The organism is Micromonospora sp. CV4, from assembly GCF_003667455.1.
Classification (GTDB): domain Bacteria; phylum Actinomycetota; class Actinomycetes; order Mycobacteriales; family Micromonosporaceae; genus Micromonospora.
The window spans coordinates 16,495-43,303 of record NZ_RCVI01000299.1 but is presented as its reverse complement, the minus strand read 5'-3'; the positions used below and the strand labels follow the sequence as shown (position 1 = coordinate 43,303).

General features: G+C 71.5%; 22 protein-coding genes, 1 tRNA gene and 2 pseudogenes. 8 read left to right on the top strand and 17 right to left on the bottom strand.

The window, feature by feature from the left end; all coding sequences use genetic code 11:
* Positions 1–276, top strand: a pseudogene (locus EAD98_RS30995) (hypothetical protein); the annotation flags it as partial.
* 11 nt (positions 277–287) lie between these two features.
* Here EAD98_RS30995 and EAD98_RS20695 read toward each other — a convergent pair.
* The 3 genes from EAD98_RS20695 to EAD98_RS20685 form a co-directional block, all read right to left on the bottom strand.
* Positions 288–926 carry a histidine phosphatase family protein gene (locus EAD98_RS20695; RefSeq protein ID WP_121655698.1) on the bottom strand — a complete coding sequence of 213 codons (639 nt, stop codon included), beginning with the start codon at positions 924–926 and terminating at the stop codon, positions 288–290.
* Positions 927–1,020: 94 nt separating this feature from the next.
* The gene (locus EAD98_RS20690; RefSeq protein ID WP_121655697.1) at positions 1,021–1,440 is read right to left on the bottom strand and encodes a VOC family protein; all 420 of its coding nucleotides are present in this window, start codon (positions 1,438–1,440) and stop codon (positions 1,021–1,023) included.
* Between the two features lie 35 nt (positions 1,441–1,475).
* Positions 1,476–1,877 carry a helix-turn-helix domain-containing protein gene (locus EAD98_RS20685; RefSeq protein ID WP_121655696.1) on the bottom strand — a complete coding sequence of 134 codons (402 nt, stop codon included), beginning with the start codon at positions 1,875–1,877 and terminating at the stop codon, positions 1,476–1,478.
* A gap of 275 nt (positions 1,878–2,152) precedes the next feature.
* Between EAD98_RS20685 and EAD98_RS20680 the strand changes: the two genes are divergently transcribed.
* On the top strand, positions 2,153–2,596 hold the full coding sequence (locus EAD98_RS20680) for an HIT family protein (RefSeq protein ID WP_121655703.1): 444 nt from the start codon (positions 2,153–2,155) through the stop codon (positions 2,594–2,596).
* Positions 2,596–3,072 (top strand): hypothetical protein, encoded by a 477-nt coding sequence (locus EAD98_RS20675; RefSeq protein WP_121655695.1) that lies wholly within the window; start codon positions 2,596–2,598, stop codon positions 3,070–3,072. The genes EAD98_RS20680 and EAD98_RS20675 overlap by 1 nt, the downstream gene beginning before the upstream one ends.
* A gap of 145 nt (positions 3,073–3,217) precedes the next feature.
* On the opposite strand, the gene EAD98_RS20670 is transcribed toward EAD98_RS20675, so the two are convergent.
* From EAD98_RS20670 to EAD98_RS20655, 4 genes and pseudogenes are all read right to left on the bottom strand, one after another.
* Positions 3,218–4,087 (bottom strand): AraC family transcriptional regulator, encoded by an 870-nt coding sequence (locus EAD98_RS20670; protein ID WP_121655694.1) that lies wholly within the window; start codon positions 4,085–4,087, stop codon positions 3,218–3,220.
* A 231-nt stretch (positions 4,088–4,318) separates the two neighbouring features.
* Positions 4,319–5,572: a hypothetical protein gene (locus EAD98_RS20665; RefSeq protein ID WP_121655693.1), complete on the bottom strand. Its 1,254-nt coding sequence runs from the start codon at positions 5,570–5,572 to the stop codon at positions 4,319–4,321.
* Positions 5,573–5,619: 47 nt separating this feature from the next.
* Positions 5,620–5,834: pseudogene (locus EAD98_RS20660) on the bottom strand (GNAT family N-acetyltransferase); the annotation flags it as partial.
* A 169-nt stretch (positions 5,835–6,003) separates the two neighbouring features.
* Positions 6,004–6,080, bottom strand: a tRNA-Thr gene (locus EAD98_RS20655).
* Positions 6,081–6,433: 353 nt separating this feature from the next.
* Between EAD98_RS20655 and EAD98_RS20650 the strand changes: the two genes are divergently transcribed.
* A complete protein-coding gene (locus EAD98_RS20650) occupies positions 6,434–7,525 on the top strand; it encodes an ABC transporter ATP-binding protein (protein ID WP_121655692.1) in 1,092 nt (363 codons plus the stop codon).
* A gap of 128 nt (positions 7,526–7,653) precedes the next feature.
* On the opposite strand, the gene rlmB is transcribed toward EAD98_RS20650, so the two are convergent.
* Both rlmB and cysS read right to left on the bottom strand, forming a co-directional pair.
* Positions 7,654–8,784, bottom strand: a complete 1,131-nt coding sequence (gene rlmB / locus EAD98_RS20645) for a 23S rRNA (guanosine(2251)-2'-O)-methyltransferase RlmB (RefSeq protein WP_121655691.1) — start codon at positions 8,782–8,784, stop codon at positions 7,654–7,656.
* The gene (gene cysS / locus EAD98_RS20640; protein ID WP_121655690.1) at positions 8,784–10,199 is read right to left on the bottom strand and encodes a cysteine--tRNA ligase; all 1,416 of its coding nucleotides are present in this window, start codon (positions 10,197–10,199) and stop codon (positions 8,784–8,786) included. Before cysS ends, rlmB begins: the two co-directional genes overlap by 1 nt.
* Before the next feature lie 165 nt (positions 10,200–10,364).
* On the opposite strand from cysS, the gene EAD98_RS20635 reads away from it, so the two are divergent.
* Both EAD98_RS20635 and EAD98_RS20630 read left to right on the top strand, forming a co-directional pair.
* Positions 10,365–10,973 carry an IclR family transcriptional regulator gene (locus tag EAD98_RS20635; protein ID WP_121655702.1) on the top strand — a complete coding sequence of 203 codons (609 nt, stop codon included), beginning with the start codon at positions 10,365–10,367 and terminating at the stop codon, positions 10,971–10,973.
* A gap of 215 nt (positions 10,974–11,188) precedes the next feature.
* A complete protein-coding gene (locus EAD98_RS20630; protein WP_121655689.1) occupies positions 11,189–12,541 on the top strand; it encodes a hypothetical protein in 1,353 nt (450 codons plus the stop codon).
* Positions 12,542–12,772: 231 nt separating this feature from the next.
* Here EAD98_RS20630 and EAD98_RS20625 read toward each other — a convergent pair whose 3' ends face one another.
* Both EAD98_RS20625 and EAD98_RS20620 read right to left on the bottom strand, forming a co-directional pair.
* Positions 12,773–14,479, bottom strand: coding sequence for a S8 family serine peptidase (locus EAD98_RS20625; protein ID WP_121655701.1), 1,707 nt, complete (start codon positions 14,477–14,479; stop codon positions 12,773–12,775).
* Between the two features lie 193 nt (positions 14,480–14,672).
* Positions 14,673–15,638, bottom strand: coding sequence for a DMT family transporter (locus tag EAD98_RS20620; protein ID WP_121655688.1), 966 nt, complete (start codon positions 15,636–15,638; stop codon positions 14,673–14,675).
* A gap of 87 nt (positions 15,639–15,725) precedes the next feature.
* Between EAD98_RS20620 and EAD98_RS20615 the strand changes: the two genes are divergently transcribed.
* Entirely contained in the window at positions 15,726–16,271 is a 546-nt protein-coding gene (locus tag EAD98_RS20615; protein WP_121655687.1) for a CGNR zinc finger domain-containing protein, read from the top strand.
* Here the strand turns inward: EAD98_RS20615 and EAD98_RS20610 are convergent.
* The 6 genes from EAD98_RS20610 to EAD98_RS20585 all read right to left on the bottom strand — a co-directional run bounded on the left by EAD98_RS20610 (position 16,238) and on the right by EAD98_RS20585 (position 25,457).
* Entirely contained in the window at positions 16,238–16,837 is a 600-nt protein-coding gene (locus EAD98_RS20610; RefSeq protein WP_121655686.1) for a GNAT family N-acetyltransferase, read from the bottom strand. The two genes, EAD98_RS20615 and EAD98_RS20610, sit on opposite strands and share 34 nt — an antisense overlap.
* A gap of 61 nt (positions 16,838–16,898) precedes the next feature.
* Complete coding sequence (locus EAD98_RS20605) at positions 16,899–18,308, bottom strand: aspartate ammonia-lyase (protein WP_199723480.1); 1,410 nt, start codon at positions 18,306–18,308, stop codon at positions 16,899–16,901.
* A gap of 35 nt (positions 18,309–18,343) precedes the next feature.
* A complete protein-coding gene (locus EAD98_RS20600; protein WP_121655684.1) occupies positions 18,344–21,325 on the bottom strand; it encodes an AfsR/SARP family transcriptional regulator in 2,982 nt (993 codons plus the stop codon).
* A 262-nt stretch (positions 21,326–21,587) separates the two neighbouring features.
* Positions 21,588–23,255 carry a fumarate hydratase gene (locus tag EAD98_RS20595; RefSeq protein WP_121655683.1) on the bottom strand — a complete coding sequence of 556 codons (1,668 nt, stop codon included), beginning with the start codon at positions 23,253–23,255 and terminating at the stop codon, positions 21,588–21,590.
* A gap of 147 nt (positions 23,256–23,402) precedes the next feature.
* Positions 23,403–24,839: a PQQ-binding-like beta-propeller repeat protein gene (locus EAD98_RS20590; RefSeq protein WP_233583907.1), complete on the bottom strand. Its 1,437-nt coding sequence runs from the start codon at positions 24,837–24,839 to the stop codon at positions 23,403–23,405.
* Positions 24,840–24,950: 111 nt separating this feature from the next.
* On the bottom strand, positions 24,951–25,457 hold the full coding sequence (locus EAD98_RS20585) for an Lrp/AsnC family transcriptional regulator (RefSeq protein WP_121655682.1): 507 nt from the start codon (positions 25,455–25,457) through the stop codon (positions 24,951–24,953).
* Positions 25,458–25,596: 139 nt separating this feature from the next.
* Here EAD98_RS20585 and hppD point away from each other — a divergent pair, with 139 nt between their 5' ends.
* On the top strand, positions 25,597–26,802 hold the full coding sequence (gene hppD / locus EAD98_RS20580; RefSeq protein ID WP_121655681.1) for a 4-hydroxyphenylpyruvate dioxygenase: 1,206 nt from the start codon (positions 25,597–25,599) through the stop codon (positions 26,800–26,802).
* The last annotated feature ends 7 nt before the right edge of the window (positions 26,803–26,809 follow it).

Sequence of the window (26,809 nt, the reverse complement as noted above, 5' to 3'; positions counted from 1 at the left end):
GGCGCCACCTTCGCCTGGTCGTCGCAGGAAAGCCTCCGCTCCGAGGTGCTGAGCTGGTACGTGGACTACTTCCAGCCGCACGCGATCCAGCGGCTGACCCGGCTGGCCGCCGAGGCGGCCCGCCGCCCGACCACCACGACCCTCTGCGCAGACGCGTTCAGCTACCGGCTGACCGTTGGCACGATCGAGACCGGGTACGTCGACTGCCCGACCGACACCGCCCCGCCGCCGGCCACCCAGGCGCTGGTGGAGCTGCTGCTGCGCGCCACCGGCTGACCGCCCGGCGCTCAGACCAGGTAGTCCGGTGGCAGGCCCGTACCACGCAACTCCGGCGGCAGGTGTGCCACGTCGTTGAAGGCGACCAGGTTCGGCGGTGCGGCCGGGCCGTACCGGAGAACGGTCAGTCCCGCGTTGTGGTGATTCAAACCCAGCCACCGTCGCTCCGGCGCGTCCAGAGCGTGCCGGACCAGCCAGGCGATCAGGAAACTGTGCGTCACGACCAGCTCACGGACCGGCCCGGCGCCACCCGCACCCTCGGCGCCATCGACCACCGGGCCGGTGAACCGCCGTACCGCCGCCGCCGTCACCCGCGGCCCGTCGACCCGTTCGGCCGCCGAGGCCCCGGCCAGGAAGCTGGCGTACGCCGGCGGCAGGTCCGCAGGATCCGTGTCGTGTGGGAGGTGGTCGCCGGCCAGCTCGGTCTCGTACACCGGAACCCCGGGCAGCGACGCGACGACCAGCTCGGCGGTCTCCGCGGCCCGGCGCAGCGGCCCGTGGTGCACGGCGGCGAACGGCCGGCCCCGCAGCCGCTCACCGAGCAGCCGGGCCTGCCGCCGGCCCCGCTCCGACAGGCCGGCCTCCGGCGACTCGGTCGTCGCGTCCTCCTGCTCGCCGTGCCGGGCGAGGTACAGCAGCCGGGTGATCATGTCCTTAACCTCAACACAGCGGGAGGCGCGGGATCCACCCCGCGCCTCCCGCTTTGCCGGCAACCGGCCGTCGCCACCAGGCCGAGGTACGGCCTCAGGCCCGGGGGAACATCTGGCCGATGCGGATCCGGTTGCCGAACGGATCCCGGATGCCGAAGTCGATCCCGTACGGGCGCTCGGTCGGCTCGTCGGTGATGTCGACCCCCTTGGCCACCAGTTCCTCGTGCGTCTTGTGGGCGTCGTCGGTGGTCATGAAGAGCGCGCCGCCCAGCGCCCCCTTGGTGAGCAGTTCCCGGACCTGCGCGGCGGTGGCCGGGTCCATCGCCGGCGGGCCCGGCTTCTCCAGCAGGATTTCGCGCTCCGGGTCGCCCGGCAGGTTCACCGTCAGCCAACGCATGAAGCCGAGGTCCTGGTCGGTGTTGAGCTCCATGCCGAGCTTGCCCACGTAGAAGTCGAGCGCCTCGTCCTGGTCGAGGACGTAGATCTGGGAGCGGCTGATCGCGTTCATCGTCATGGGAACCACGCTAGACGCAGGCCCTGACCTGCTGCTTATCCAAAACTGCTGGGTCGGGTCCAGGCCTTGGCGAAGCAGGACGGCACGTCGACCGGCGCCGTGCGGCGGCGGCGGAAATCCGAGGGTGACGCCCCGACGATCTGCCGGAAGGTCCGGCTGAACGTGCCGAGGCTGCCGAAGCCGACGGCGTAGCAGATGTCGGTCACGTCGCGGTCGGTCTCCACCAGCAGCGCCATCGCCCGCTCGACCCGCCGCCGTTGCAGGTAGCGGTGCGGGGTCTCACCGAAGGTCGCCCGGAAGGTCCGGATGAAGTGCGCCTCGGAGACGTGCGCGATCCGGGCCAGCGCGGGGATGTCCAGCGGTTGGGCGTACGACCGGTCCATCGCGTCCCGGGCACGCAGCATCGCCCGGTTCGACTCCTCCACCGCGCGACTCATCGGCTCTCGTGCACACCCTCTGGTTGGACGACATCGTCGCGGGCTGACCGCCCGCTTCATGCTGAAGCCCAGCATACGGCCGGTGCCGGCGGCCGCTTCGGCACGCTGGACGCCACCGCCGTAACCGCACCTGCGGGATGCCGGTGGTGGACGACGCGAATCCGCCGTCGGCTGGCCTACGCTGAGGGCCGCGACTATCCACAGAGAGAGGTGGCTCCGTTGGCCGAGTCGGTCCATCTCACGCGGTGGTCCGGGCAGGGCAGGACCCGTTCGCGATGATCGTCGAGACCGACTGCCCGTTCTGTGAAATCGTTCGGCGCGACACCTCGGGCACCCGGGAGGTCTATCGTGACGGGCGCGTGGTCGCATTCTTTCCCCTGAATCCGGCAACCCTGGGCCACATCCTCGTGGTGCCGCTCGACCATATCCCTGACATCTGGTCATTGGACGAAGAAACCGCCGCCCACCTGGCGCGAGTCACGTTGCGGCTCTCGCGTGCGGTGAAGTGCGCGACCGACCCGGAGGGATTGAACATAATCCAGTCGAACGGTGCGGTCGCCACTCAGACCGTGCCCCATCTGCACACCCACATCGTCCCCCGCTGGTCCGGCGACGAGATGGGCCGCATCTGGCCTGCAGAAACCAGTTATTCGGAGTCGCAGAAGGATGACGTCTGGAAGCGGCTCCGGCACGAGTGTCGGAAGGTTGGTGGGGAGTGATGCAGCCGGCGGACGTGCTGGTCGTTGATCCCGAGGATCGCCGAAAGCACCTGGACTACATCCAGGCCGTGGTCACGCGAATGTCCTCCGCCTCCTCCGCCGCCAAAGGCTGGCTGCTCCCCGTGGTGACCGCCACGTACGGGTACGCGTTGACGCAGGACGCCAACCTGGTCGCCGCGCTGGGGGTCGCAGCCGCGCTCCTGTTCGGTTTCCTCGACGCGAACTATCTGCGACAGGAGAAGGCTTACCGGCGACTCTACGATGCGGTGGCGCGCGGGACCCGGAAGGTGCCGCTGTTCTCGCTCGACCCCTCGGACGCCGACGACCCCATTCCTTTCGCAGCCACCCGCAGACAAAAGATTCGACGGCGCCTCGGCCGCTGGTTTCCGGACGCCACCGTCTGGCTCTCGTGGTCGGTCGCACCGTTCTACGGCGCCCTCGTCGCCATCGGTTGCTCCATCGCCTTGTTCGCTTGACGACGATGCGGGCGGGCGGCACCGGCCCGACTGCCGCAGGGGCTGTCGCGGCCGGGCCGCAACTGGACCCGCAGGGGCGACCAGCGGGTTAGGGCCGCAGCTCGACCCCCGGGCAGCCATCGTGCCGGCACCGGGCCGCCGGTGGTCACGTCGGTTCGACGGGTAGCCACAGCTCGCAGGTGGCGGTGCTGAAGTCCTCCGCGCGTTCGAGGATCGCAACCATCGAGGGACCCGGCCGCAGACGCCACGGGTTGGAGGGGAACCACTCGGTCGCGGTCGCGGCCCAGGTGCTCTGCAGGGCCTGCGGATGAGGTCCGGCGGTACGGAAGATCGCCCACATGCCGGCCGGCACCTCGATGGCGTCGAGGTCGTCGGGGACCGGCGTGTCCCGGGACACCGCGACCCCGTGCAGGTAGGTCAGTTCACTGCCCTCGGTGCTGTCGGGGTCGAGGTCGTCGGAGACCTGGAGCAGCCCCCCGGGGTCGGTGTCGCTGAGGGCCTTCAGCCGGAGATGCTCCTGCGGCGGCAGCGCGGTGATGTGCTGCTGGATGTGCGGGTTGATGCCCTGGTGAATGAGCGGAACCCGGGCTGCGTGTCCGACGAGTCGGAACGCGGGACGGTCCACGATGCGGGTGTCCATGGGGATGCTCCCTTCGACGGTCAGGCGGAACTTGAGTTGTGGTTGTGTGCGAAGGGGCCCTCCGTCGCGGCGAACGTCAGCGGGGTTGGCACCGTGGACCGCCCGGAACGCGCGTCCGAACGCCTCGGTCGAGCCGTATCCGTGCCGGACGGCGATGCTCAGAAGATCGTCCTCGCCCCGAACAACGTCGGCAGCGGCGACGGTCATGCGGCGTCGGCGGACGTACTCCGACAACGGCATGCCCGCCAACGACGAGAACATCCGGCGCAGGTGGTACTCGGTCGTGCCGAGCGCCCTCGCCAGTCCGTTGACGTCGAACTCCTCGGTGAGGTGCTTCTCGACCAGGTCGACAAGCCGGTTGAGTGCCGCGATCACTGGGCCTCCCTTCGACGTCAAGCCTGGCCGAAGGACCCCCGACCGCGCCCGACCGTAGAGGCCCGATCCGATCATGTGCCGGTGACCCTGCCGGCACACTCTGTCGTGCAAACAACCGCCAGCCCTGACCCGTGCGGCCGGGCGACGTCCACGGCCTTGATCGACAAGAGATCGCGGAAGTCGGGGCATCCCCGCTAGGCGGATGCCCCGACATCCCGGAACCCGAGTCCGTCAGGCGGTGGGTACCTCGTCGTCGGGGGTCGTCAGGACGACCCGCCGCCGGCGGCTGACGAGGAAGAGTGCGGCGCCGAGCACCATGACGCCCGCACCGACGCCACCGAGGAGACCGGCCTGGACGCCGGTCACCGGCAGCCCGCCGCCCGTGCCGCCGGGCTGGTCGCCACCCGGCGCCTCGCCGCCTGCCGACCCCTCGCTGCCTGTCGCCGCGGCACCGACGTGGACCTTGAACTGGTCGGTGTTGTCGGTGACGTTCGCGTCCTTGACGTCCTTGACGTCCTTGACGGACAGGGTCTTCAGGCCCTTCGGCAGCTCGGCGGTCGCGCTGCGGGCCAAAACGGCCTGGCTGACCTCGTCCTCGGCCTTGAGGGCGTACCCAGAGAGCACCCCGCCATCGAGTACGACCGGGCCGGGAGCGTCCTTCGCCACCGTCACCGGGAAGACGATGCCGACGACCGAGATGATGTCATCGCTCTCACTGGTGTCCCGGTCGATCGGCACCAGGGTGATGTCCTCGTAGGCGCAGGTGGCCGTCCGGTTGTCCGCGCCGTAGGTGCATCCCCGCTCCGCCTCCCCGAAGGTGACGTACCGCGGTAGCGCGACCGAGACCTTGAGGCCCTCGGCGATGGTGTCCCCGATGTTCCCGACGGCACCCAGGACGAAGCTGCTGCCGCCCGGCGCCACCGGCTCGTCGGTCGGCTCTCCGTCGTCGGCCACCTGGAACACGTCCTCGGCCAGGGTGACCAGATCGACGCCCTTGGCGGGTACGTCGACCTTGACGGTCGCCGTGTTGTTGCCCGGGTTGGGGTCGGTGTCCGAGACGGCGGCAACGGTGAACGAGCCCGCCTCGCCCTTCGCGCCGGGCACGGGTACCAGCTCGAAGGAGTTGTGCTGCCAGTAGCTGTGACCGACAGAGAGTCCGCCCTCCTGGCACGTCAGCTTGTCGTCGGTCCGCGTGCAGCCGAGCAAGGTCGGCGACTCGACCTTGACCATGCTGTCGTCCAGGCCGCTGAAGTCGTACTCCAGGCTCCAGATTGCGCCGTCCGGCCCCTTGTTGACCACCGTCATGGTGAAGTCCTTGGGCGAACTTCCGGCAACGAAGGTGGTGGCCGAGACGCTGACCTCCAGGTCGCCGCCGCCGTCCGCCGCGTAGGCCTGGCCGCCCGTGGCGAGCAGGGCGGCGGATGCGACCAGTCCGAGTGCGCCCGCGCCGACCAGCCCCAGTGCACGCCGCGCGTACACGTTCATGTTTCCCCCGAAAGAATGACGCGAAATGTGGCACCACACGTTAGCGATCATGAGCAGGCGTTCGCCAGGCATGCGGCATGAACAGTAGGAGGCGCGGCCCTGCCACTCTCGTGGCGCAATGTAGCGCCGCACTTTTCAGTACGCCGACCGCGCCGACGTTGTCCGCGGTCGTCTCTGCCACCACGGCCCGCATGCCGGCCTGGGCCGCGGCGTTCAGCAACTCGCGCAGAGCACTCGCGCCGATCCCCTGCCCGCGCGCCGAGCCACATCCCGGCACCCCGACGTCAAGATCATGCTCAAGGTCTACGCTCACGCCAACCTCGACGCGATGCGTCAGGCGCTCGGCAAGCTCGACGGGAAGCTCTCGTGAGTCCCGTTGCTGTCAACCGGTCGACCCACGGCGGTGCCGGTCGGGAAAAGCCTGGTGGAATTGGAGCCCCCGGCCGGGATCGAACCGGCGACATCTCGCTTACAAGGCGAGTGCTCTGGCCAGCTGAGCTACAGGGGCGCGTGCGTCGAGGTCAGCATAGCGACTGACATCTGGATATCCCGCTGGCGAGGGCTCCCGAGCACGGGAAACGTCAGCAACCCGACCTTCGTACGCCCCCGCACGGGCACCCACCGCGTCAATTGATGTCTGCCCGTGCCCGAGTGACCGGAATGCGTAGGCCGTGGGCCACTTCCCGTGCACCCTCGCCTTGGCAGCGCGGGGAAACCCGTTTACGGTGCAGTGACACGGACGACAGGCCCGGCCGCCCCGCGACCGGCCCGCCGTCCGTTGACCGGCACGGACACCGTGCCGGTCGCTCCTTCACTCGGATCGTCCGGCACGTTCCTGCCGGTGAAAGGAAGCGCTTCACCATGGCTACGGTCACCTATTCCAAGGCGTCCCGGATCTACCCGGGCACCGAGCGTCCCGCCGTCAACGAGCTGGACCTCGAAATCGGCGACGGCGAGTTCCTCGTCCTGGTCGGCCCCTCCGGTTGCGGCAAGTCCACCAGCCTGCGGATGCTCGCCGGGCTGGAGGACGTCGACGCCGGCTCGATCTACATCGACCAGCGTGACGTGACCCACCTGCCCCCCAAGGCCCGCGACATCGCGATGGTCTTCCAGAACTACGCGCTCTACCCGCACATGACGGTGTACGAGAACATGGCGTTCGCCCTCAAGCTGCGTAAGACCTCCAAGTCGGAGATCGACCGGCGGGTCAAGGAGGCGGCCGGTCTGCTGCAGCTGGAGGAGTACCTCAGCCGCAAGCCGAAGGCGCTCTCCGGTGGTCAGCGTCAGCGTGTCGCGATGGGCCGGGCGATCGTCCGCGAACCGCAGGTCTTCCTCATGGACGAGCCGCTGTCGAACCTCGACGCCAAGCTCCGCGTGCAGACCCGTACCCAGATCGCGTCGCTCCAGGCCAAGCTGGGCGTCACCACGGTCTACGTCACGCACGACCAGGTCGAGGCCATGACCATGGGTCACCGGGTCGCGGTACTGCTCGACGGCGTCCTCCAGCAGGTGGACACCCCGCGGGCGCTCTACGACACCCCGGCCAACGTCTTCGTCGCCGGCTTCATGGGCTCCCCCGCCATGAACATCAAGACCGTGCCGCTGAACGAGAAGGGCGCCGAGTTCGCCGAGCTGCAGATCCCGCTCACCCGCGAGCAGGTTGAGGCCGCCCGCGCCGAGGGCGGCGACGGCAAGGTGACCGTGGGCTTCCGCCCGGAGGACTGCGACCTGGTCAGCCCGACCGAGGGCGGCATGCCCGTCGTCGTCGAGCTGGTCGAGGACCTCGGCTCGGACGCCAACGTCTACGGCCACGCCGCGCTGGGTGGCAACTCGGAGCGCTTCGTCGTCCGCACCGACCGGCGCACGATGCCGAACATGGGTGACACCGTGTTCGTCAAGCCGCGCACCGGCCGCAGCCACGTCTTCCACGCCACCACCGGCAGCCGGATCTGACGTAACGCCCGTACCGACAGGGGCGGTCCGCTTCGGCGGGCCGCCCCTGTCGCATGTCCGGACGCGGCCGGACACGTCGAGGCCCCATCCCCCGCGGTGGCGGGGAACGGGGCCTCGACGATGCCTGTCTACTGCTCGGCGGAGCGCCGGCGGGCGACCTCGGCCAGGGTGACCGCTGCGGCCACGCTGGCGTTGAGCGACTCGACCTCGGAGATCATCGGGATGCTGACGGTCAGGTCACAGGTCTCCCCGACCAGCCGGGACAACCCGCGCCCCTCGGAGCCGACCACGACCACCAGCGGACCGACGGCGGCCTCCAGGTCGTAGAGGTCGGTGTCACCGTCGGCGTCCAGACCGACGACCGTGAAGCCGGCGTCGCGGCACGCCTTCAGCGATCGGGTCAGGTTGGTGACCTGCGCCACCGGCACCCGCGCGGCCGCGCCGGCACTGGTCCGCCAGGCGGTCGCCGTGATGCCGGCGGCCCGCCGCTCGGGTACGAAGACGCCCTGCGCGCCGAACGCGGCAGCCGAGCGGATCACCGCGCCCAGGTTGCGCGGGTCGGTGACGCCGTCCAGCGCGACCAGCAGCGGGGCCTGCTGCTCCAGGGCCGCGGCCACCAGGTCCTCGAACGGCTGGTACGCGAATGGCGGCACCTGCAGCCCGACGCCCTGGTGCAGGACCCCACCGGTCATCCGGTCCAGCTCCGCCCGGCTGATCTCCAGGTTGGCGATGCCCCGGTCGGCGGCGGTCCGGATGATCTCGTTGATCCGGTCGTCCATGTCGATGCCCTGCGCGGTGTAGAGCGCCGTCGCCGGCACCTGGGCGCGCAGCGCCTCCAGCACCGGGTTGCGCCCGACCAGCAGCTCCGGGCTGTCCTTGGCCGGGTTGGACTTGCGCCCCGGGGTGACCCGCGGGCCGGACCGACCGGCGGGCTTGCCGCCTCGGCCGCCGGCGCCGCCCCGATTGGCCGGAACTCCCCGGCCGCCGCCTTTGCCCCAGGTGGTGTCCTTGCTGCCGGGCTGGCCGATCTTCGGGGCGCGCCCCTCCTCGGCCGCCGCCCGGCGCTCCTTGTCCTGCTTCCAGGCGGTGCGCTGAGGCAGCTTCTCGGTGCCCGAGTAGCCCTTGTGCCACGGCCGCTCGTCGGCGGGCAGGGTGCGCCCGCGCCCGGCCAGGGAATCCTTGTTCTTGCCGCCGGAGCCCTTCGGGGCACCCGCCTTCGGCGTCAGTCGCCGGCCACGGCGCTGTGAGTTGCCGGCCATCAGTCCTGCTCTCCAATAGTCCAACGGGGCCCCTGGGGGGTGTCCTCGACCACCACGCCGGCCAGCTTGAGCTGGTCGCGTACCGCGTCGGCGGCAGTCCAGTCCTTGCGGCCCCGGGCCTGTGCGCGCTGCTCCAGGGCCAGCGCGATCAGGGAGTCCACCACGGCACGCAGATCATCCGAGCGGCCGTCACCGGTCCAGGCCGGGTCGAGGGGGTCGATCCCGAGGATATCCAGCATCGCCCGCACCGCGGCCAGGGTGGTGCGGACGGTCACATCGTCGCCGGTGCTCAGCGCGGTGTTTCCGTCCCGGATCTGTTGTTGCAGCACCGCCAGCGCGGCGGAGGTGTTGAGGTCGTCGTCCATGGCCGCGACGAAGCCGCTCGGCAGCTCGCCGAGCTGCCCGACGCCAACGCGCTCGGCGGCCCGCTGCACGAAACCCTCGATCCGGCGGTACGCGGTGGCCGCGTCGCGCAGCGAGTCCTCCGAGTAGTCGATCACGGAGCGGTAGTGCGCGGCGGCGTAGTAGTAGCGCAGCTCGACGGGTCGCACCCCGAGCGAGTCCACGTACGCGAGGCCCAGCGCGTTTCCGGCGGACTTGCCCATCTTGGCCCCGCCGATGCTGAGCAGCCCGTGGTGCACCCAGTAGCGGGCGAACGGCAGCCCGGCCGCGTTGGACTGGGCGATCTCGTTCTCGTGGTGCGGGAAGGTCAGGTCGAGCCCGCCGCCGTGGATGTCGAACTCCGGGCCCAGGTATCGCCAGCACATCGCCGAGCACTCGATGTGCCAGCCCGGGCGGCCCAGCCCCCACGGCGACGGCCAGTAGGCGTCCGCCGGCTCCTCGGGCTTGGCGCCCTTCCAGAGCGCGAAGTCGCGCGGGTCCCGCTTGCCCCGGTCGGGGGCGTCCCCGGCCGACTGCATCGCGTCCGGGGACTGACCCGACAGCGATCCGTACGCCGGCCAGGAGGTCACGTCGAAGTAGACGTCGCCGGAGCCGTCGGTGGCCGGGTAGGCGTGCCCGTCGGCGATCAACTTGGTGATCAGCTCGTGCATCTCGGGGATGTGCCCGGTGGCGCGCGGCTCGTAGGTGGGTGCCAGCACGTTCAACGCCCGGTACGACTCGGCGAGGATCAGCTCGTTGGCGTACGCGATGGACCAGAACGGCCGGCCCTGCTCCCCCGCCTTGACCAGGATCTTGTCGTCGATGTCGGTCACGTTGCGGATGAAGGTGACCTCGTAACCCGCGGCCAGCAGCCAGCGGCGCAACACGTCGTAGTTGACGCCGGAGCGAAGGTGACCGATGTGCGGCGGGGCCTGCAGGGTGAGACCACACAGGTAGACCCCCACCTTGCCGGCTTCCCGCGGGACGAAGTCCCGCACCGATCGGGTGGCGGTGTCATACAGGCGTAGCGTCACCGCACAAGGGTAGCCGTCCGTGCCTGTCCGGGTCCGCCGGTGCCGGGTCGTACGCTGCCAGGCGTGGATGCGACCGCACGCCCCGGTGAGCCGCCGACCGGCCCCGGCGCCCGCGCCGGCCGCGCCGACGCGGTCGGCGGGCGGGCCGGGGAGACGGCACAGACCCTGGACCGGGGGTTACGACTGCTGCACCTGGTCGCCGAAGCGCCGGGTGGGCTGACCGTCACCGAGGTGGCGAACCAGCTCGGCATCGGGCGAGCGGCCGTCTACCGGCTGGTCGGCCCGTTGACCGGGCACGGGATGCTGCGCCGCGACGGCGACGGCCGGCTCCGCCTCGGCGCGGGAGTGCTGCACCTGGCCCGGCGCGCCCAGCCGCTGCTCGCCGAGGGAGCGCTGCCCGCCCTGCGCCGGCTCGCCGAGCAGGCCGGCGCCACCGCGCACCTGACCGTGGTCGAGGGTGGCGAGGGCGTCGCCCTGGCCGTGGTCGAGCCGAGCTGGACGTCGTTCCACGTCGCGTATCGGACCGGGGCGCGGCATCCGCTGGACCGGGGCGCGGCGGGCCGGGCCATCCTGGCCGGCCGAGCCGGGACCGCGGGACCGGTGAGCAGCAGCGGGGAGTTGCAGTCCGGGGCGTACGGGGTGGCGGCGCCGGTGCTCGGCGTACCCGGACTGGAGGCGAGTGTCGGCGTGGTCGCGCTGGCCCCCCTGGACGTCGACACGGTCGGCACCCAGGTCCTGGCCGCCGCCACGGCCGTCGCCACCGCCCTCCGCTGACCGCCGCCACGACTTGATCGACTCGGGTTCACGGACATCGTGGTGTCCGGGTGGCTGCGACAGCCCGACTTCAAGGAACACAAGTCGATCACCACCGGCGCCATAGCAAGATCGGTGAGTCGATCCGCAGTTGTCCACAGGGACCGATCGGGCGTCCGGTCGGGGTTGTCCACAGGGGTTTCGGGGTCCACTCGGCGGTCGGCACGCTGCCTGGCATGCCGCCACGTCCGCACCGCCCCGACACCCTGGCCTGGCAGGTCTTCCGCGGCTCCGACGCGATCCGGGACGGCCTGCTCACCGAGCACCAACTGCGCAGCAGCGCCTGGGTGCGGCTGCGCCACGACGTCTACGCCGACGCACGCCTCGACCGGGACCACGCCCTCGCGTGCCGCGCGGCCCTCCTCCGGCTACCACCCGGGGTCGCGGTCGGAGGCCCGTCCGCCGCATACCTGCACGGCGTCGAACACGCCGCCACCTTCACCGACGACGTGCACGTCCTCGTACCCAGACCGCTGCGGATCGGCCCCCAGCGGGGCCTGCGCGTGCATGCGAACGCCATCACCCCGCCCCTCGACGTCCGCCCGCGAGAGCAGGCCGCGGCGCCCGCGCAGACAGGACGTCCGCGGGGACCAGGAGACCCACCGTCGGCAGGGCTCTCACCGGCGGCAGGGCTTTCACCGGCGGCAGGCCGTCCACCGGGAGCAGGACGTCCACCGGGCGTCGGGCTGTCGCCACGCCCGACACGGCAACGTCCGGTGGCGGTCAGACCTGGCAGCACCACAGCGGCCCGACTGGTTAGCACCACAGCGGCCGGACACGGCAGCACCGCGGCGGCCGGGCACAGCAGCACCGCGGCGGCCAGACCCGGCAGCACCGCCGCGGCCAGACCCGGCAGCACCGCCGCGGCCAGACCCGGCACCACCGCGGCGGCCAGACCCGGCACCACCGCGGCGGCCAGACCCGGCACCACCGCGGCGGCCAGACCCGGCGACAGACGGGGGGCGGGCGACCTGCTGGGACCGGCCTGGGACCCGGGCGGCCCGATCCCGCGTTCCGACCCCGGGCGGGCTGCCTGGGAGACGGCTGTCTGGCTCGATCCGATCCGCGCGGTCACCATCGTCGACGCGCTGCTCGGGCTGGGGCTGACCAACCGCGACACGCTGGTCGACGTGGCCGCTCGCAACGGGAACCTGCCCGGTGGGCGACGGGCACTGTGGCTCTTCGAGCTGGCGGACGGCGGGGCACAATCTCCGCCGGAGTCACAGCTGCGCGTCCGGCTGGTGCTCGGCGGGCTGCCGCGACCGGTCGTTCAGCACCCGGTCCAGCTGCCCAACGGTGTCGTCCTGCATCCCGACCTGGCGTGGCCGGAGTACCGGGTGGCGGTCGAGTACGACGGGCAGTGGCACGCCGACGCTGACCAACTGCACCGCGACCGCCGTCGGCTGAACCTGCTCGTCGGCACCGGGTGGTTGGTGCTGCACGTGACCAGCCGACGCCTGCATGCCGAGTTCCCAGCGGTGCTCCGGGAGGTGCGCGGCGCGCTGACCGATCGCGGATGGCGCAGGTGACGCTCCTACCTGAACGCGGCCGAGGGTCGGTACGGGCGTGGCGGCCGCCGCGACCCGAGGCGACAAGGTCCACTCGGGTTCCTGGAAATCGTGCGGTCCGCCCGCCGATGACACCCCGCCTTCAAGGAACGCGAGTCGATCAATCGGCGCCGCCGCGCCCTGCGCCGCCGGACCCTGGAAACGTCGGCGGGGCCCGGCCGACCAGAGTCGACCGGGCCCCACCTGATCACGTTACGGTCGGGCGTTCGGCTTGAGCGGGGTCTTCACCGCCGCGTAGGCGTCGACGATCCCGTAGCCGTAGAAGCCGTTGAAGTTGACCCCACCGGCGCAGTAGGCGTCGTAGGTCTCGTCCCGGCCCTCATTGCGATACTGCTGCAGCCGCGGCTGCGGGCAGGCGTGCTCGGCCGCCGTGCGGTAGAGGTGCTGCTCGACCAGGTCCGGCGACATGCCGAAGCCACCCCGGCGCTCCGCCTTGCCGTACCGGCTGACGATCAGCGCGGCGACGCCGGCGGCGTGCGGGGACGCCATCGAGGTGCCCTGGAGGTAGGTGTAGTAGCCACACTCACCGTTGGCCTTGCACTGCTTGAAGACCAGCGTGGCGACCCGCGGGTCGATGTTGCCGTTCTCGTCCACCCGCGGATCCGGGATGGTGGGGGAGATCGGCTCCTCCTGGAGGACCTTCAGCGGGTAGGTGGAGAGGATCCGGTTCCCCGGGCTGTTGTACGTCGGGGTTCCGAAACCGTCCCGGGCGAAGCCACCCGGCGCGGCGACCGAAGTCTGCTCGGTGCCGTAGTTGGAGAAGTCCGCCTTCTTGCCGGACGGGCCGACCGCCGACACGCCGATCACGTGCGGGCCTTCGGTGGGCAGGTCCCAGCAGCTCTCGTTGTCGATCGGGCGCGGGTACGGGGCGGCGCCGTAGTCCGGGCTGGAGATGTCGGTGCGCGGCGCGCCGAGGTCCTCGTTGTTGTTGCCGAGCGCGCCGACCAGGGTGACGCCCTTGTTGTGGGCGAAGACCAGTGCCCGCTTCATCGCCTTGATGATGGCCCGCTGCTCGGCCTGGCTCGCGGGGGAGTCGGCCGGGTTGGCGGTGCAGTTGTAGAGCCACGGGTCGACGTAGAACGACATGTTGACCACGTCGATCCCGGACCGGCCGGCGTAGATCAGGGCGTTGACCACCGGGTTCAGGAAGAAGTAGCCGGAGTCCTGGCCACCCTTCAGCTCCACCAGCGAGACCTTCGGGGCGACGCCGGAGAGGCCGAAGCCGTTGGCGGCGGCGCCGATCGTGCCCGCCACGTGGGTGCCGTGCCCGCCGTCGTCGGTGCCCACCGCGTCGAGGCAGCTCGGCACCTCGCAGGGACCGTCCACGTCGGTCAGGTCCGGCGCGAAGTTGCGCGACAGCGCCCAGTTGAAGTTCGGCGCGATGTCGGGGTTGCTGGCGTCGACGCCGGTGTCCAGCACGCCGACGGTCACCCGACGGTCACCCGGCTCGACCTTGCGGGCCTCGTCGGCCCGGATCATCTCCAGGCCCCAGAGCTTCTCGTCGAGCGGGTCCATCTTGGCGCCCTTTTTGGCGGCGCCGGCGGCGGCCGCCGTGGGCGGCACCTGCTCCTGCTCGACCCGGTCCAGCTTCGGCTTGCGGCCGATGGCCTTTTGCTGGGCGGCGCCGATCAGCGTCGGGGCGGCCGTCGCCCTGGCCGCGAAGTCGGCCCGGTCGCTGGTCACCTGGAACATGCCGACCTCGTCGGACCGGGACACCACCGTGCCGCCGGCCGCGCGGATCGCCGCGACCGCCGTGTCGGCGGCGACGCCGTCCTCGGCGACGACCGTGAAGGTCTGCGAACTGGTCGGCGCGGCGTTGGCGGGTACACCCAACCCCGTCGCCGTGAGTGCCAGCACTGTCGCGGTCGCGACGGCACCGGCGGTGAAGCGCTTGCTCACCACATCGGATCCTCTCGTTGAGGGACGTGGCAGCCATCACACAACACCTGCCAGGTTTATGCCAGACGAACGTCCGTTATAGCGGTGAATCTCTCGTTCATCCATCCAGGTCGACGTGCGAAGCACCCAGGTCGGGGCGCACCCTGGGTAGATCGGCCCGCACCGGCGTCCGGTCGGACGACGCCACGGGGTCTCATCGGCCGTCGACCGCCAGCACGGCCTCCGGCGAGACGGGCGTCGGTTCCGCTGCCGGCCCGCGCAGTTCGTCGAGGCGTACCAGGGCCACCCCGGCGACGATCAGCCCGCCACCGAACAGCTGCCAGGCGGTGGGCAGCTCGTTCAGGAGAAGCCAGGCGATCAGCACCGCGAAGAGCACCTCGGTCAGCCCGACGAACGACGAGAGCCGGGGGCCGAGGATGCGGGTGCCGGCGATCCCGGCCAGGTACGCGATCACGGCGGCCACCAGGGAGAGCCCGGCGATGGGCAGCAGCCAGCTGGTGCGCTGCCCGGCGAAGGTGACCTCGCCGAAGGTGGCACGCAGCGGCAGCAGGCCGGTCAGCCCGATGAGGAGCAGCACGGCGGCGCCGACGGCCATTCCACCGCTGGCCATGGCGACCGAGGGCAGCCGGGGGTCGACCCGACCGGCGAGCACGAAGTAGCCGGCCAGGCCGAACGCGGCGCCCAGCCCCCAGAGCACGCCCACCGGGTGGAAGCCGGCGGTGCCGGTGAGGTCCAGTACGAACGCCAGACCGGCCAGGGCGGCCGCCGAACCGGCCACGGTGAGCGGGCGCGGCTGCTGCCCGTGCCGCAGCCACATCCAGAGCACGACGAGGATGATGCCCAGGTATTCCAGCAGCAGCGCGACGCCGACGGGCAGGTAGCGCACGGCGTTGAAGAAGCAGACCTGGGCCAGCGCCACGCCGAGCAGCCCGAACATCCCGATCGCCGTGACGTTCCGCCGCAGCACGTCCCACCTGCCCCGCAGCGACAGCAGCGCGGGGAGGGCCAGCACCAGGGCGGCCACGCCGACGCGGGCGATCACGGCCGACTCGGCGGACCAGCCGGCCTCGATGAGCGACCGCGCGAAGGTGCCCGAGGTCGCGAAGGTGACCGCGGAGAGCAGCGCCAACGCGGCGCCGGCGGCGGGTCGTGACTGCATCGTGCACTCCTCGGAACGGGCGATGGTGTCATGGGCAAACTATCCTTGTGCCCATGACGCTAGGCGGCCCCTGTGACAGGAGTCAAGTTGCTGTTCGCTCATGACACCGAATGTTCCCTGATCGCCGCTGCCGCGCTGGTCAACACCGCGGGCCGGGACGGCGAGCTGCTGCCCGACATCGCCGCGCTGGACGCGTTCTTCACCCGGCACTCGTACAGCGGGCGGCACGAGCACACCGACGCCGAGCTGCGCGCTGTCCGGGAACTGCGGCCCCGGCTGCGCCGCATCTGGCACGCCGAGCCGGCCGAGATCGTCGCCGTGGTCAACGGTCTGCTGCTGGAGCACCGGGCACTGCCGCAGTTGATCGAGCACGACGACGAGCCGTACCACCTGCATGCCGTGCCCCGCGACGCGCCGCTGGCCACCCGCATCGCCGTGGAGGCGGCGATGGCGATCGCCGACCTGGTTCGCGCCGGTGAGCTGAGCCGGCTGCGGATCTGCGAGTACCCCGACTGCGACAACGTGGTCGTGGACCTGTCCCGCAACCGGTCGCGTCGGTTCTGCGAGGCCGGCTGCGGCAACCGCGCCGCGGTGACCGCCTACCGCGCCCGCAGGGCCGCCGGCCGCTCCTGAGCGGTCTCCGCCCACTCCTCGGCCCGCAGCTCGTACTCCACCTCACCGTGCTCGGTGCCCGGAATCGGGTCGTCCCACTGGAGGTGGAAGGTGCGCACGTAGCGCAACCCGGCCTTCGTCATCACCCGTCGGGAGCGGTCATTGACCGTCATCGTCTCGGCCCAGACCCGGCGTACGCCGACGACGTCGAAGGCGTACCGGACCAGCGCCCGGGACCCCTCGGTGGCCAGGCCGCGCCCCCAGGCCGAGCGGCGCAGCCGGTAGCCCAGCTCGGCCTCGGTGCCGTCCTCGGACGGATCGAGCGCGAACCAGCCCAGGAACGCGCCGCTCTCCCGGTCCAGCGCCGCCCAGCGCCCCAGCCCGGGATGCCGGTCGTACCGGGCCAGCTGCTTCGGCAGGTGCACGTCACGGACCGCGGCCAGCGGGGTGGCGACGCCGCCGGTGAGGAAGCGCATCACCTCGGGGTCGCTGTCCAGCTCGACCAGCGCGTCCACATCACCCATGGTCAGCCGCCGCAACCGAAGTCGGTCGGTCGCCGGAGGCAGGCCCGCGTCGTCTCCACCCATGGCTGGATCATCCCGTCCGCCCCGCGACACCGTCGAGCTGTTTTGTCGCGGCGGCCGGGAGTCAGGGGTGGGTCATCCGAAGCAGGTCGAGCACCTCGTCGAGCTGCGTCTCGCTGAGCTTGCCGGAGTCCACGTGCCCCCGGGAGATCACCACCTCGCGGATCGAGGTCTGCTTGGCCAGCGCCTCCTTGGCGATGGACGCGGCCTCGTCGTACCCGAGGTAACGGTTGAGCGGGGTGACGATCGACGGCGAGCCCTCGGCGTACGCCAGGCAGACCTCGGCGTCCGCGACCAGGCCGACCACCAGGCGGTCGGCGAACAGTCGGCTCGCCGCGGACAGCAACCGGATCGACTCCAGCAGGTTGCGGCCCATCACCGGGAGCATCACGTTCAGCTCGAAGTCGCCCTGCGAGCCGGCGAAGCCGACCGTCGCGTCGTTGCCGATCACCTGGGCGCAGACCTGCCGCATCGCCTCGGCGACCACCGGGTTGACCTTGCCCGGCATGATCGACGAGCCGGGCTGGAGATCAGGGATGCGCAGCTCGCGCAGGCCCGCCCGGGGGCCGGAGCCCATCCACCGGATGTCGTTGGCAATCTTGTAGAGGCCCACCGCGACGGTGCGCAGCTGGCCCGAGGTCTCCACGAGCGCGTCCCGGGCGCCCTGCGCCTCGAAGTGGTTGCGCGCCTCGGCCAGCGGCAACCCGGTCGACTCGCGCAGTTTGCGAATGACGGCGGCGGCGAAGCCGAGCGGGGTGTTGATGCCGGTGCCCACGGCGGTGCCGCCCAGCGGCAGCTCGGCCAGCCGGGGCAGCGCCGACTCCAGCCGGTCGATGCCGTAGCGGACCTGGGCGGCGTACCCGCCGAACTCCTGCCCGAGGGTGACCGGCGTGGCGTCCATCAGGTGGGTCCGGCCGGCCTTGACCACCGTCTCGAACTCCGCCGACTTGGCCTCCAACGCCTCCGCGAGCTGAGCCAGCGACGGCAGCAGGTCCTCCACGATGAACTGCGTGGCGGCCAGGTGGATCGAGGATGGAAAGACGTCGTTGCTCGACTGGGAGGCGTTGACGTGGTCGTTCGGGTGCACGTCCTGACCCAGCTCCCGGCTGGCCAGGGTGGCGATGACCTCGTTGGCGTTCATGTTGGACGACGTGCCGGAGCCGGTCTGGAACACGTCGACCGGGAACTGGTCGTCGTACCCGCCGGCGGCCACGTGCGCGGCGGCGGCGCCGATCGCCGCGGCCACGTTCACGTCGATCACCCCCAGCTCGCCGTTGACCTCGGCCGCCGCACCCTTGATCTGGGCGAGCGCCTTGATCTGGGCCGGCTCGATGCCCCGGCCGGAGATAGGGAAGTTCTGCACCGCACGCTGCGTCTGCGCCCGCCACAACGCCTCGGCGGGCACCTCCACCTCGCCCATCGAGTCGCGTTCGATCCGGTAACCCGTCGCCTCTGGAGTCGTCACGCGTACCATCCTGCCGCGCCCGTCGCCGACTCGCAGATGAACCCTCAGCCCAACTCGGTCAGCAGCCGCTCCACCCCGTGCTGGTCCGGCGACTCGATCTGTCGGAACAGGGGCAGGGCCCGGATCAGATGCGCGCGGGCCGCCGCCGGGTCGGTGTCCCGCAGGCAGCGGGCGATGCCCTCCAGCGCGCGGGCCTGCTCGTAGCGGACACTCAACCGGGTCGCGTCGGCGAGCACCCGGCGATGCAGGTCGAGCGCGCTGGCGACGTCCCCCTGGTCGCGGATCGCCCGGGCCAGCAGGTTGCGCGAGGCGCACTGCCCCACCCGGTCGCCCACCTCCATCATCGCCACCAGGGCGTCCCGGTGCAGGGCGGCGGCGCGCTCCGGCCGCCCGGCGGCGCGCTCCATCACACCGATCTCGTTGAGCACCTCCCCCTCGCCGAATCGGTTGCCCCACTGGCGCTTGAGGTGCAACGCGACCCGCAGGATGCGGCGGGCCGGGCCCAGGTCACCCATCCGGTGCCGGAGCATCCCGAGATGCCCGATCGCGTTCGTGGTCTGCCGCATGTCCTTCGTCTGGCGGGCCAGCATGAGGTGCTGCCGGGCGGTACGCAGCGCCTCGTCGTACCGGCCCCAGCCGATCAGCGCGAAGCACAGGTTGTTCTGCAGGTTGGTCAGTTCGTGTGCGTCACCCAGCCCGGTGACCATGCTCAACGCCTCGTCGAACCTCGCCTTGCCCTGCCGGAAGTCACCGTTCGCGGCGTACGAGATTCCGAGGTTCCACAGCGTGCTGAGCACGTCACCCCGCAGGCCGAGCCGGCGGCGCAGGTCGAGCGCCACCTCCATCGAGCTGATCGCCTCGGGGAAGCGGGCCAGCCGGAAGTACGCCGAGGAGAGGTAGTTCAGCATCACGGCGATCGCGGCCTGGTCGCCGAGCCGCTCGGCGACCCGAAGCCCGATCGTGTGGGTTTCGATCAGCTCGTCGAGGTGCCCGCTGTCGAAGTTGAACCGCCAGCAGGCCCGCGCCAACTGCCAGCACTGGGTCGGAAAGCCCTCCTCCTCGGCCAGCCGGACCAGGGCGGTGAGCGCGGGCAGGTTCTCCTCGAACCACGCCGGCCCCTCGGATGCCGGGCCGGCCACGAGATCGGGCCGGGTGGGCGTGCTGACCGGAATGGTGCGGCGACTGCCCGCGGCCTCGATCGCCCGGGCGATCACCACCGCGACGGACAGGTGATGGTCCAGCAACCGCTCAAGGGCGGCACGACGTTCGTTTCGCCGCTCCCGAGCGTCCAGCAGCAGCCGGGCGTACTCCCGGAGCAGATCGTGCAACCGGTACCGACCCGGCTGCACCTCTTCCGCCAGGTGGGCGTCGACCAGCTCGTCCAGCAGGTCCTGAGTGTCGGCCCGGGGCAGCTCCGCCAGGGCGGCGGCCACTTCGCTGTCCAGCCGCCCGCCGGGGTACAGGCCGAGCAGCCGGAACAGCCGTTGCGCCGGCGGAGAGACCTGCGCGTACGACAGTGCGAACGCCTGCCCCACCGAGCGCTGCCCGGCGGCCAGCTCGGCCAGCGGACCCGCCCCGGTGACCAGCCGCTCGGCGAGGTCGGCCACCCGCCAGTGCGGTCGGTGCGCCAGCCGGGCGCCGGCCAACCGGATGGCGAGCGGCAGGTGGCCGCAGCGACGCGCCACCTCAGCGGCCGCCTCCGGTTCGGCGGCGACTCGTTCCGCGCCGGCCACCCGCCCGAGCAGCTCGACCGCCTCGTCCGCGTCGAGCACGGGTAGCGACGACGGTCGTCCCTCGTCCACCCCAACCAGCCGGCGGCGGCTGGTGATCAGGACCAGGCAGTGTGAGCCGTTGGGCAGCAGCGGCGCCACCTGGTCGGCGGTGGCGGCATTGTCCAACACCACCAGAGCCCGCCGGCCGGCCAACTCGGTCCGCCAGAGCGCCAGCCGGTCGTCCGCGTCCACCGGCATCCGCTCCGCCGGCACGCCGAGCTGGCGCAGCAGGGCGGCCACGGCGGTGGCCGGCGTCAACGGGCTGCGCTCACTGTGCCCGTGCAGGTCGACGAAGAGCTGGGCGTCCGGGTAGCGGTCGGCGAGCGCGGTGGCGACGTGCACGGCGAGGGTGGTCTTGCCGCTGCCGGCCATTCCGTCGATCAGCTGGATCCGGGTGCCGTCCTCCTCGATCTCCTTGACCAGGCGGGCCACCGTCTGCTGTCGGCCGGTGAAATCACCGATGGCCCGGGGTAGCGACCGGACCGGGGAGACCGGACGGAGTTCCCGGCCGGCCAGGGCCAGGTCGCCGGCGAGCACCCGCTGGTGCAGTTCCTGCAACTCGGCGCCCGGTTCGATGCCCAGCTCGTCGGCGTAGATCCGCCGGCCCTCCCGGTAGACCGCGAGCGCGTCGGCCTGCCGGCCGACCGAGGACAGGGCGAGCATCAGTTGGCCGCGCAGGCGCTCCCGCAGCGGGTGCTGGTCGACACTGTCGGTCAACTCCTCAAGCAGCTCCGTGGCCTGCCCGAGGCGCAGCTGGACGTCGACGCACTCCTCCAGGGCGGTGAGGCGCTGCTCGTCGAGCGCCTGGGCGCGGCGGCGGACGCTGCGGCTCGGGATGCCACCGAGGGCCGGCCCACGCCAGAGCGCCAGAGCGGCCCGGAACCGGTCACGCGCGTCGGCCAACCGGCCGGAGGCCACTGCGGCCCGGGCCGCCTCCACACCTCGGGCGAAGACCTCCGCGTCCAGTTCGGTCGGCCCGGTGCGGACGCCGTACCCCACGGGGTCGGTGACGATGGTCTCCGGTGCCAGCCCGAGTTCGGCGAACCGTCGCCGCAACCGCGACACGCACGTCTGCAACTGCGCGCGGGCGGTGGCCGGCGGGCGCTCCTCCCAGATCGCGTCGACCAACTCCTCGACCGGCACCAGCCGGCCGGACCGCAGCAGCAGCATGGCGAGCACGATCCGGTCGCGACCGGCGGTGACGGTGGACTCGCCACCGCCGACCCGCAGAGGCCCCAGAACCCCGAACCGCATCCGCTCTCCCGCATCCATGGTGCAACTTCCAGCAGAGTAGCCCGGCGGTCACGGATCGCCGCGATCCGTCGATAGTGATCTGAGAGCGGATCGACAGCGGCACGCCGAAGACTCGCCCCGGGTTGTCGGTGACGGCATCCGACGGGGGCGGTGCGCCCGTTCCCACCCCAGCGGGGGCGGGCGCACCGATGTCGGTGGAGCACGGACGACAGAAGGGGGCGCCGGGCTGATCAGCCCGGCGCCCCTTTCGCCTGCCCGCGGGTCAGCGCCGGCCGACGGTGAGCACCGGCTTGGTGACCTCGGCGAAGAAGTCGTTGCCCTTGTCGTCGACCACGATGAAGGCGGGGAAGTCCTCCACCTCGATCTTCCAGACCGCCTCCATGCCCAGCTCCGGATACTCCAGGACCTCGACGTGCTTGATGCAGTCCTGGGCCAGGCGGGCCGCGGGGCCGCCGATCGAGCCGAGGTAGAAGCCGCCGTGCTGCTGGCAGGAGCGGGTCACCTGACCCGACCGGTTGCCCTTGGCCAGCATCACCTGCGAGCCGCCGGCGGCCTGGAACTTCTCCACATAGGCGTCCATCCGGCCGGCGGTGGTCGGCCCGAACGAGCCGGAGGCGTAACCCTCGGGCGTCTTGGCCGGGCCGGCGTAGTAGACCGCGTGGTCGCGGAGGTACTGCGGCATCGGCTCGCCGGCGTCCAACCGCTCGGCGATCTTGGCGTGCGCGATGTCACGGGCCACCACCAGCGGGCCGGACAGCGACAGCCGGGTCTTCACCGGGTACTTGGACAGCTCGGCGCGGATCTCGTCCATCGGCCGGTTCAGGTCGACTCGGACGACCGTCTCGGTGTCGAGCGCGTCGTCGGTGACGTCCGGCAGGAAGCGCGCCGGGTCGGTCTCCAGCCGCTCCAGCCAGACACCCGACGGGGTGATCTTGGCGACCGCCTGCCGGTCCGCCGAGCAGGAGACCGCGATCGCCACCGGGCAGGAGGCGCCGTGCCGGGGCAGCCGGACCACCCGCACGTCGTGGCAGAAGTACCGGCCGCCGAACTGCGCGCCGATGCCGAAGTTGCGGGTCAGCTCCAGCACCTCCGCCTCCAGCTCCAGGTCGCGGAAGCCGTGGGCGCTCATCGAGCCGGCGGTGGGCAGCGCGTCCAGGTACTTGGCGCTGGCGTACTTCGCCGTCTTCAGGGCGTACTCGGCGGAGGTGCCGCCGATGACGATGGCCAGGTGGTACGGCGGGCAGGCGGCGGTGCCGATCAGCCGCAGCTTCTCCTCCAGGAACTGCATCATCCGCGTCGGGTTGAGCAGCGCCTTCGTCTCCTGGTAGAGGTACGACTTGTTGGCCGAGCCACCGCCCTTGGCCATGAACAGGAACTTGTACGCGTCGGGGTGCCCGTCCGGGTCCTCGGCGTACAGCTCGACCTGGGCCGGCAGGTTGCTGCCGGTGTTCCGCTCGTCCCACATGGTCAGCGGGGCGAGCTGGGAGTAGCGGAGGTTGAGCTTCGTGTACGCCTGGTAGACACCCCGGGAGATGGCCTCGGCGTCGGCCCCGTCGGTCAGGACGTGCCGACCCCGCTTGCCCATCACGATGGCGGTGCCGGTGTCCTGGCACATCGGCAGGACCCCACCGGCGGCGATGTTGGCGTTGCGCAGCAGGTCCAGCGCCACGAACCGGTCGTTCGGCGAGGCGGCCGGGTCGTCGATGATCGCCCGGAGCTGAGCCAGGTGCGCCGGGCGCAGGAAGTGCGCGATGTCGTGCATCGCCTCGGCGGTCAGCGCGGTGAGCGCGGCCGGCTCCACGGTGAGGAACCGGCGGCCCCCCGGGCCGTGTACGACGTCCACGCCCTCGTCGGTGACCAGGCGGTAGTCGGTCTGGTCGGGGCCGGTCGGCAGCAGGGGGGCGTACGAGAATGCGGCGGCACTGCTCATGAGCGGCAAGCCTAGGGCAGACCGGTCGATCATTCGCACCCGCCGGGCTGCTCCTGGGACGCCGCTCTCATTCACCGGGCCCGCCGCGCTCCCGCCTCGCCCCGGTCACCGTCACGGAAGGCCCAGGCAGGCCGTGCCGGCGCGCGCTCAGCCGTCCTTGCCACCGGCCGGGTCGGGGCAGAGTTCCCGCTTGGGCCCGCAGTTGTCGTCGTCTCCGGAGTTGGGGTCGTCGCCACCCGGGCCGGGGTTGCCGCCGTTGCCGGGCGGTGGGGCGGGGCCGCCGCCGGTCGCGCCGAAGCGGACGTACCCGATCTCCCGCCCCTCGCCGACGATCATGCCCTGGGGCCCGACCGCGAGGGCGTTCGCAGGGGTTCGCAGGACGGCCAGCTCCCGGCCGCTCCGCGGGTCCACCGCGACCAACCGGGACGGCTTCTCGTCTCCGATCACCGCCGCGTACGGGGTGAGGGCGGCGCCGGCCTTGCCGCTGGCGGGTCGGGTCCACAGGACCCGGTCGGTGCCGAGTTCGCGGGCCACCACCGAGCGCTTGTCGGCGGCCCGGAACAGGGCGTACCGGTCGTCGACCGCGATCAGCTTGGTACCCGGTTCGCCGACCCAGAGCAGCCGCCCGTCGTACCCGTCGATGACCGCCTCGCGGCCGTCCGGGCCGACCCCGATCAGGACGTTCCGCGCGCCCTGCGGGTCCTCGCGCTGGGCGCAGCCGGCACTGTCGGCGGTCCGCAGGTTGACGCCGGCCCGCTGCCACGCCTCCTGCCCGGTCGCCGGGTCCCGAGCGGAGATGGCGAAGTAGCAGCTGCCGTCCTGGGAGCGGGCGGCGATCCGCAGCATCCGTCCGCCCACCACGGAGATCCGCTCGTCCCGACCGGGCTCGACGTTCTGCAGGACCCGGCCGGTCGCGGTGTCGACCACGTGCACGCGACCGTCGACGGGGAAACCGAGCAGCGGTGGCACCGACTCCGACCCGGCCACCCGGTCGTCGATCCGGGTTGCGGTGAGCCGGCGGGTGCCACGCAGACCCGGGTTGTCGGCGAGCAGCCCACTGCTCACCCCGGGCAGGAAGGCCGTCCACAGTGGTGCGGTACCGCGCGGATCCCAGGCGCTCAGGGTGCAGTCGGTGGCATCCGTGCAGTGGGCGTCCAGCAGCAGGTTGCGGTACGTCCAGACGGCCACCGCGTCGTCGTCGCGCCGCCGGGTCACTCCGGTGGCGGGGTCGAGCAGCTCGTACCCCTTGACCAGGAGCTTGCCGACGGCGACCACCGGGTCCCGGTCGCCGCCGGCGACCGCGGACCAGTCCGCCTTGCGCTCCCAGAGCTGCGTGCCGGTGGCGAGGCTGCGGGCCTCGACCCGGGTGCGCTGCTCGACCACCACCGTGTCCCCGGCGATGGTCACGCTGCGCGGGGTGCCGCCGACCCGCACCTGCCAGACCACGTCCGGCTCGGAGATGGGTTCACTGCGGTCCACCCAGTCCCACAGGCCCGGAAAGGGGTTCCACACGCCGGTGGCGGCGAGGGCGACGACCACGGCGAGGCCGAGCAGCAGCCCGCCGCGCACGCTCCCCTTCGCCACACCGCACACGGTAGCCACGATCACGGATCTTCCGTACGCCCGCGCCGCCGTGTCGCCGCGCTTTCTGGGGCCGGAGGTGTTAACAGGGCAGCCCGTCCTCCACCGGAGGCGTCAGGAAGGCGGCCTTCCTTCGGTCCGGACGGCGCTGCGTACCAGCGGAAGCGTGCGATAGGGAATCTGCTCGGCCAAGGCGATGATCGTCGACGCCCGCGTGATACCGGCGGAGGAGACGATCTGGTCGATGACCCGCTGGAGGTCCGTGTTGGAGCGGGCCACGATCCGGCAGAGCAGGTCGCTGGAGCCGGTGATGGTGTGCGCCTCCAGCACCTCGGGGATGGCGGCCAGGTGGGCGGTCACCGGATCGTGGCCGTGCCGCTGACTGATCTCCAGGGTGACGAAGCTGGTCACGCCGAACCCGATCGCGGCCGGTGCGATCTCCGGGCCGAATCCGCGGATGACACCCCGGTCGACCAGCTTGTCCAGCCGGGCCTGCACGGTGCCCCGGGCCACCCCGAGCCGCCGGGAGCACTCCAGCACGCCGATCCGCGGCTCCTCGGCGAGCAGTTCGATCAAGCGCACGTCGAGCGCATCGAGCTGTACAGCCTGCTCACCCTTCATGGGTTCAGACCATACCGAATGTGCAACCTGACCAGCGTTTACTCCGACAGTTGCCCAGCCGGGGCCGACACAGCGATCCTCGCCACAGGAACCAACCACGGCGGCCCACGAGGCCGGCCGGTACGCGAGGGAGGCCACCATGACCCAGGCGATCGACCGACCCCAGTCGACCGAGGACGTCGACGTCGACCGGCTCGTCGGCGCCGTCGACCACGACATCAGCCACGACCCCTTCCCGGTGAAGGGTCTCGACCACGTGCACTTCCTGGTCGGCAACGCCAAGCAGGCCGCGCACTACTACTCCACCGCGTTCGGCATGACCTGCGTGGCGTACCGCGGCCCCGAGCAGGGCTACCGCGACCACGCCCAGTACGTGCTGACCAGCGGCTCGGCCCGGTTCGTGCTGACCGGCGCGGTGCGCCCGGACGCGGACGGCGCCGAGCACGTGGCCCGGCACAGCGACGGGGTGAGCGACATCGCCCTGGAGGTGCCGGACGTGGACAGCGCGTACGCGCACGCCATCGCCCAGGGCGCCACCAGCGTGGTGGAGCCGCACGAGGTGACCGACGAGCACGGCACGGTCCGGATGGCAGCCATCGCCGCGTACGGCGACACCCGGCACACCCTGGTCGACCGGTCCCGCTACACCGGCCCGTTCCTGCCCGGCTTCGTGGCCCGCGGCCCGATCGTGGACCGGCAGCCGATGATCGACGCCGGCATCCAGCCGAAGCGCTTCTTCCAGGCCGTCGACCACGTGGTCGGCAACGTGGAGCTGGGCCGGATGGACGAGTGGGTCGAGTTCTACAAGCGGGTGATGGGCTTCTCCAACATGGCGGAGTTCATCGGCGACGACATCGCCACCGACTACTCGGCGCTGATGAGCAAGGTCGTGGCGAACGGCACCCGCAAGGTGAAGTTCCCGCTCAACGAGCCGGCGGTCGCCCGCAAGAAGTCGCAGATCGACGAGTACCTGGAGTTCTACCAGGGCCCGGGCGCCCAGCACATCGCGGTCGCCACCAACGACATCCTGGCCAGCGTCGACGCGATGCGGGCCGCCGGGGTGGAGTTCCTGGACACCCCGGACTCGTACTACGAGGACCCGGAGCTGCGCGCCCGGATCGGCAACGTGCGGGTCCCGATCGAGGAGCTGAAGGCCCGGCGGATCCTGGTCGACCGGGACGAGGACGGCTACCTGCTGCAGATCTTCACGAAGCCGGTGCAGGACCGCCCGACCGTCTTCTTCGAGCTGATCGAGCGGCACGGCTCGCTCGGCTTCGGCAAGGGCAACTTCAAGGCGCTCTTCCAGGCCATCGAGCGGGAGCAGGAAGCCCGCGGCAACCTGTAACACTTGC

Bases quoted from the DNA above. Each gene is read 5' to 3' on its own strand.
- EAD98_RS20675 (WP_121655695.1), top strand. From the start codon at position 2,596: ATGCAGCCGGCGGACGTGCTGGTCGTTGATCCCGAGGATCGCCGAAAG.
- EAD98_RS20685 (WP_121655696.1), bottom strand. From the start codon at position 1,877: ATGAGTCGCGCGGTGGAGGAGTCGAACCGGGCGATGCTGCGTGCCCGG.
- EAD98_RS20585 (WP_121655682.1), bottom strand. From the start codon at position 25,457: ATGAAGGGTGAGCAGGCTGTACAGCTCGATGCGCTCGACGTGCGCTTG.
- EAD98_RS20650 (WP_121655692.1), top strand. From the start codon at position 6,434: ATGGCTACGGTCACCTATTCCAAGGCGTCCCGGATCTACCCGGGCACC.
- rlmB (WP_121655691.1), bottom strand. From the start codon at position 8,784: ATGGCCGGCAACTCACAGCGCCGTGGCCGGCGACTGACGCCGAAGGCG.
- EAD98_RS20600 (WP_121655684.1), bottom strand. From the start codon at position 21,325: ATGCGGTTCGGGGTTCTGGGGCCTCTGCGGGTCGGCGGTGGCGAGTCC.
- EAD98_RS20595 (WP_121655683.1), bottom strand. From the start codon at position 23,255: ATGAGCAGTGCCGCCGCATTCTCGTACGCCCCCCTGCTGCCGACCGGC.
- hppD (WP_121655681.1), top strand. From the start codon at position 25,597: ATGACCCAGGCGATCGACCGACCCCAGTCGACCGAGGACGTCGACGTC.
- EAD98_RS20605 (WP_199723480.1), bottom strand. From the start codon at position 18,308: ATGGTACGCGTGACGACTCCAGAGGCGACGGGTTACCGGATCGAACGC.
- EAD98_RS20610 (WP_121655686.1), bottom strand. From the start codon at position 16,837: ATGGGTGGAGACGACGCGGGCCTGCCTCCGGCGACCGACCGACTTCGG.
- EAD98_RS20665 (WP_121655693.1), bottom strand. From the start codon at position 5,572: ATGAACGTGTACGCGCGGCGTGCACTGGGGCTGGTCGGCGCGGGCGCA.
- EAD98_RS20620 (WP_121655688.1), bottom strand. From the start codon at position 15,638: ATGCAGTCACGACCCGCCGCCGGCGCCGCGTTGGCGCTGCTCTCCGCG.
- EAD98_RS20690 (WP_121655697.1), bottom strand. From the start codon at position 1,440: ATGACGATGAACGCGATCAGCCGCTCCCAGATCTACGTCCTCGACCAG.
- EAD98_RS20680 (WP_121655703.1), top strand. From the start codon at position 2,153: ATGATCGTCGAGACCGACTGCCCGTTCTGTGAAATCGTTCGGCGCGAC.
- EAD98_RS20695 (WP_121655698.1), bottom strand. From the start codon at position 926: ATGATCACCCGGCTGCTGTACCTCGCCCGGCACGGCGAGCAGGAGGAC.
- EAD98_RS20630 (WP_121655689.1), top strand. From the start codon at position 11,189: ATGCCGCCACGTCCGCACCGCCCCGACACCCTGGCCTGGCAGGTCTTC.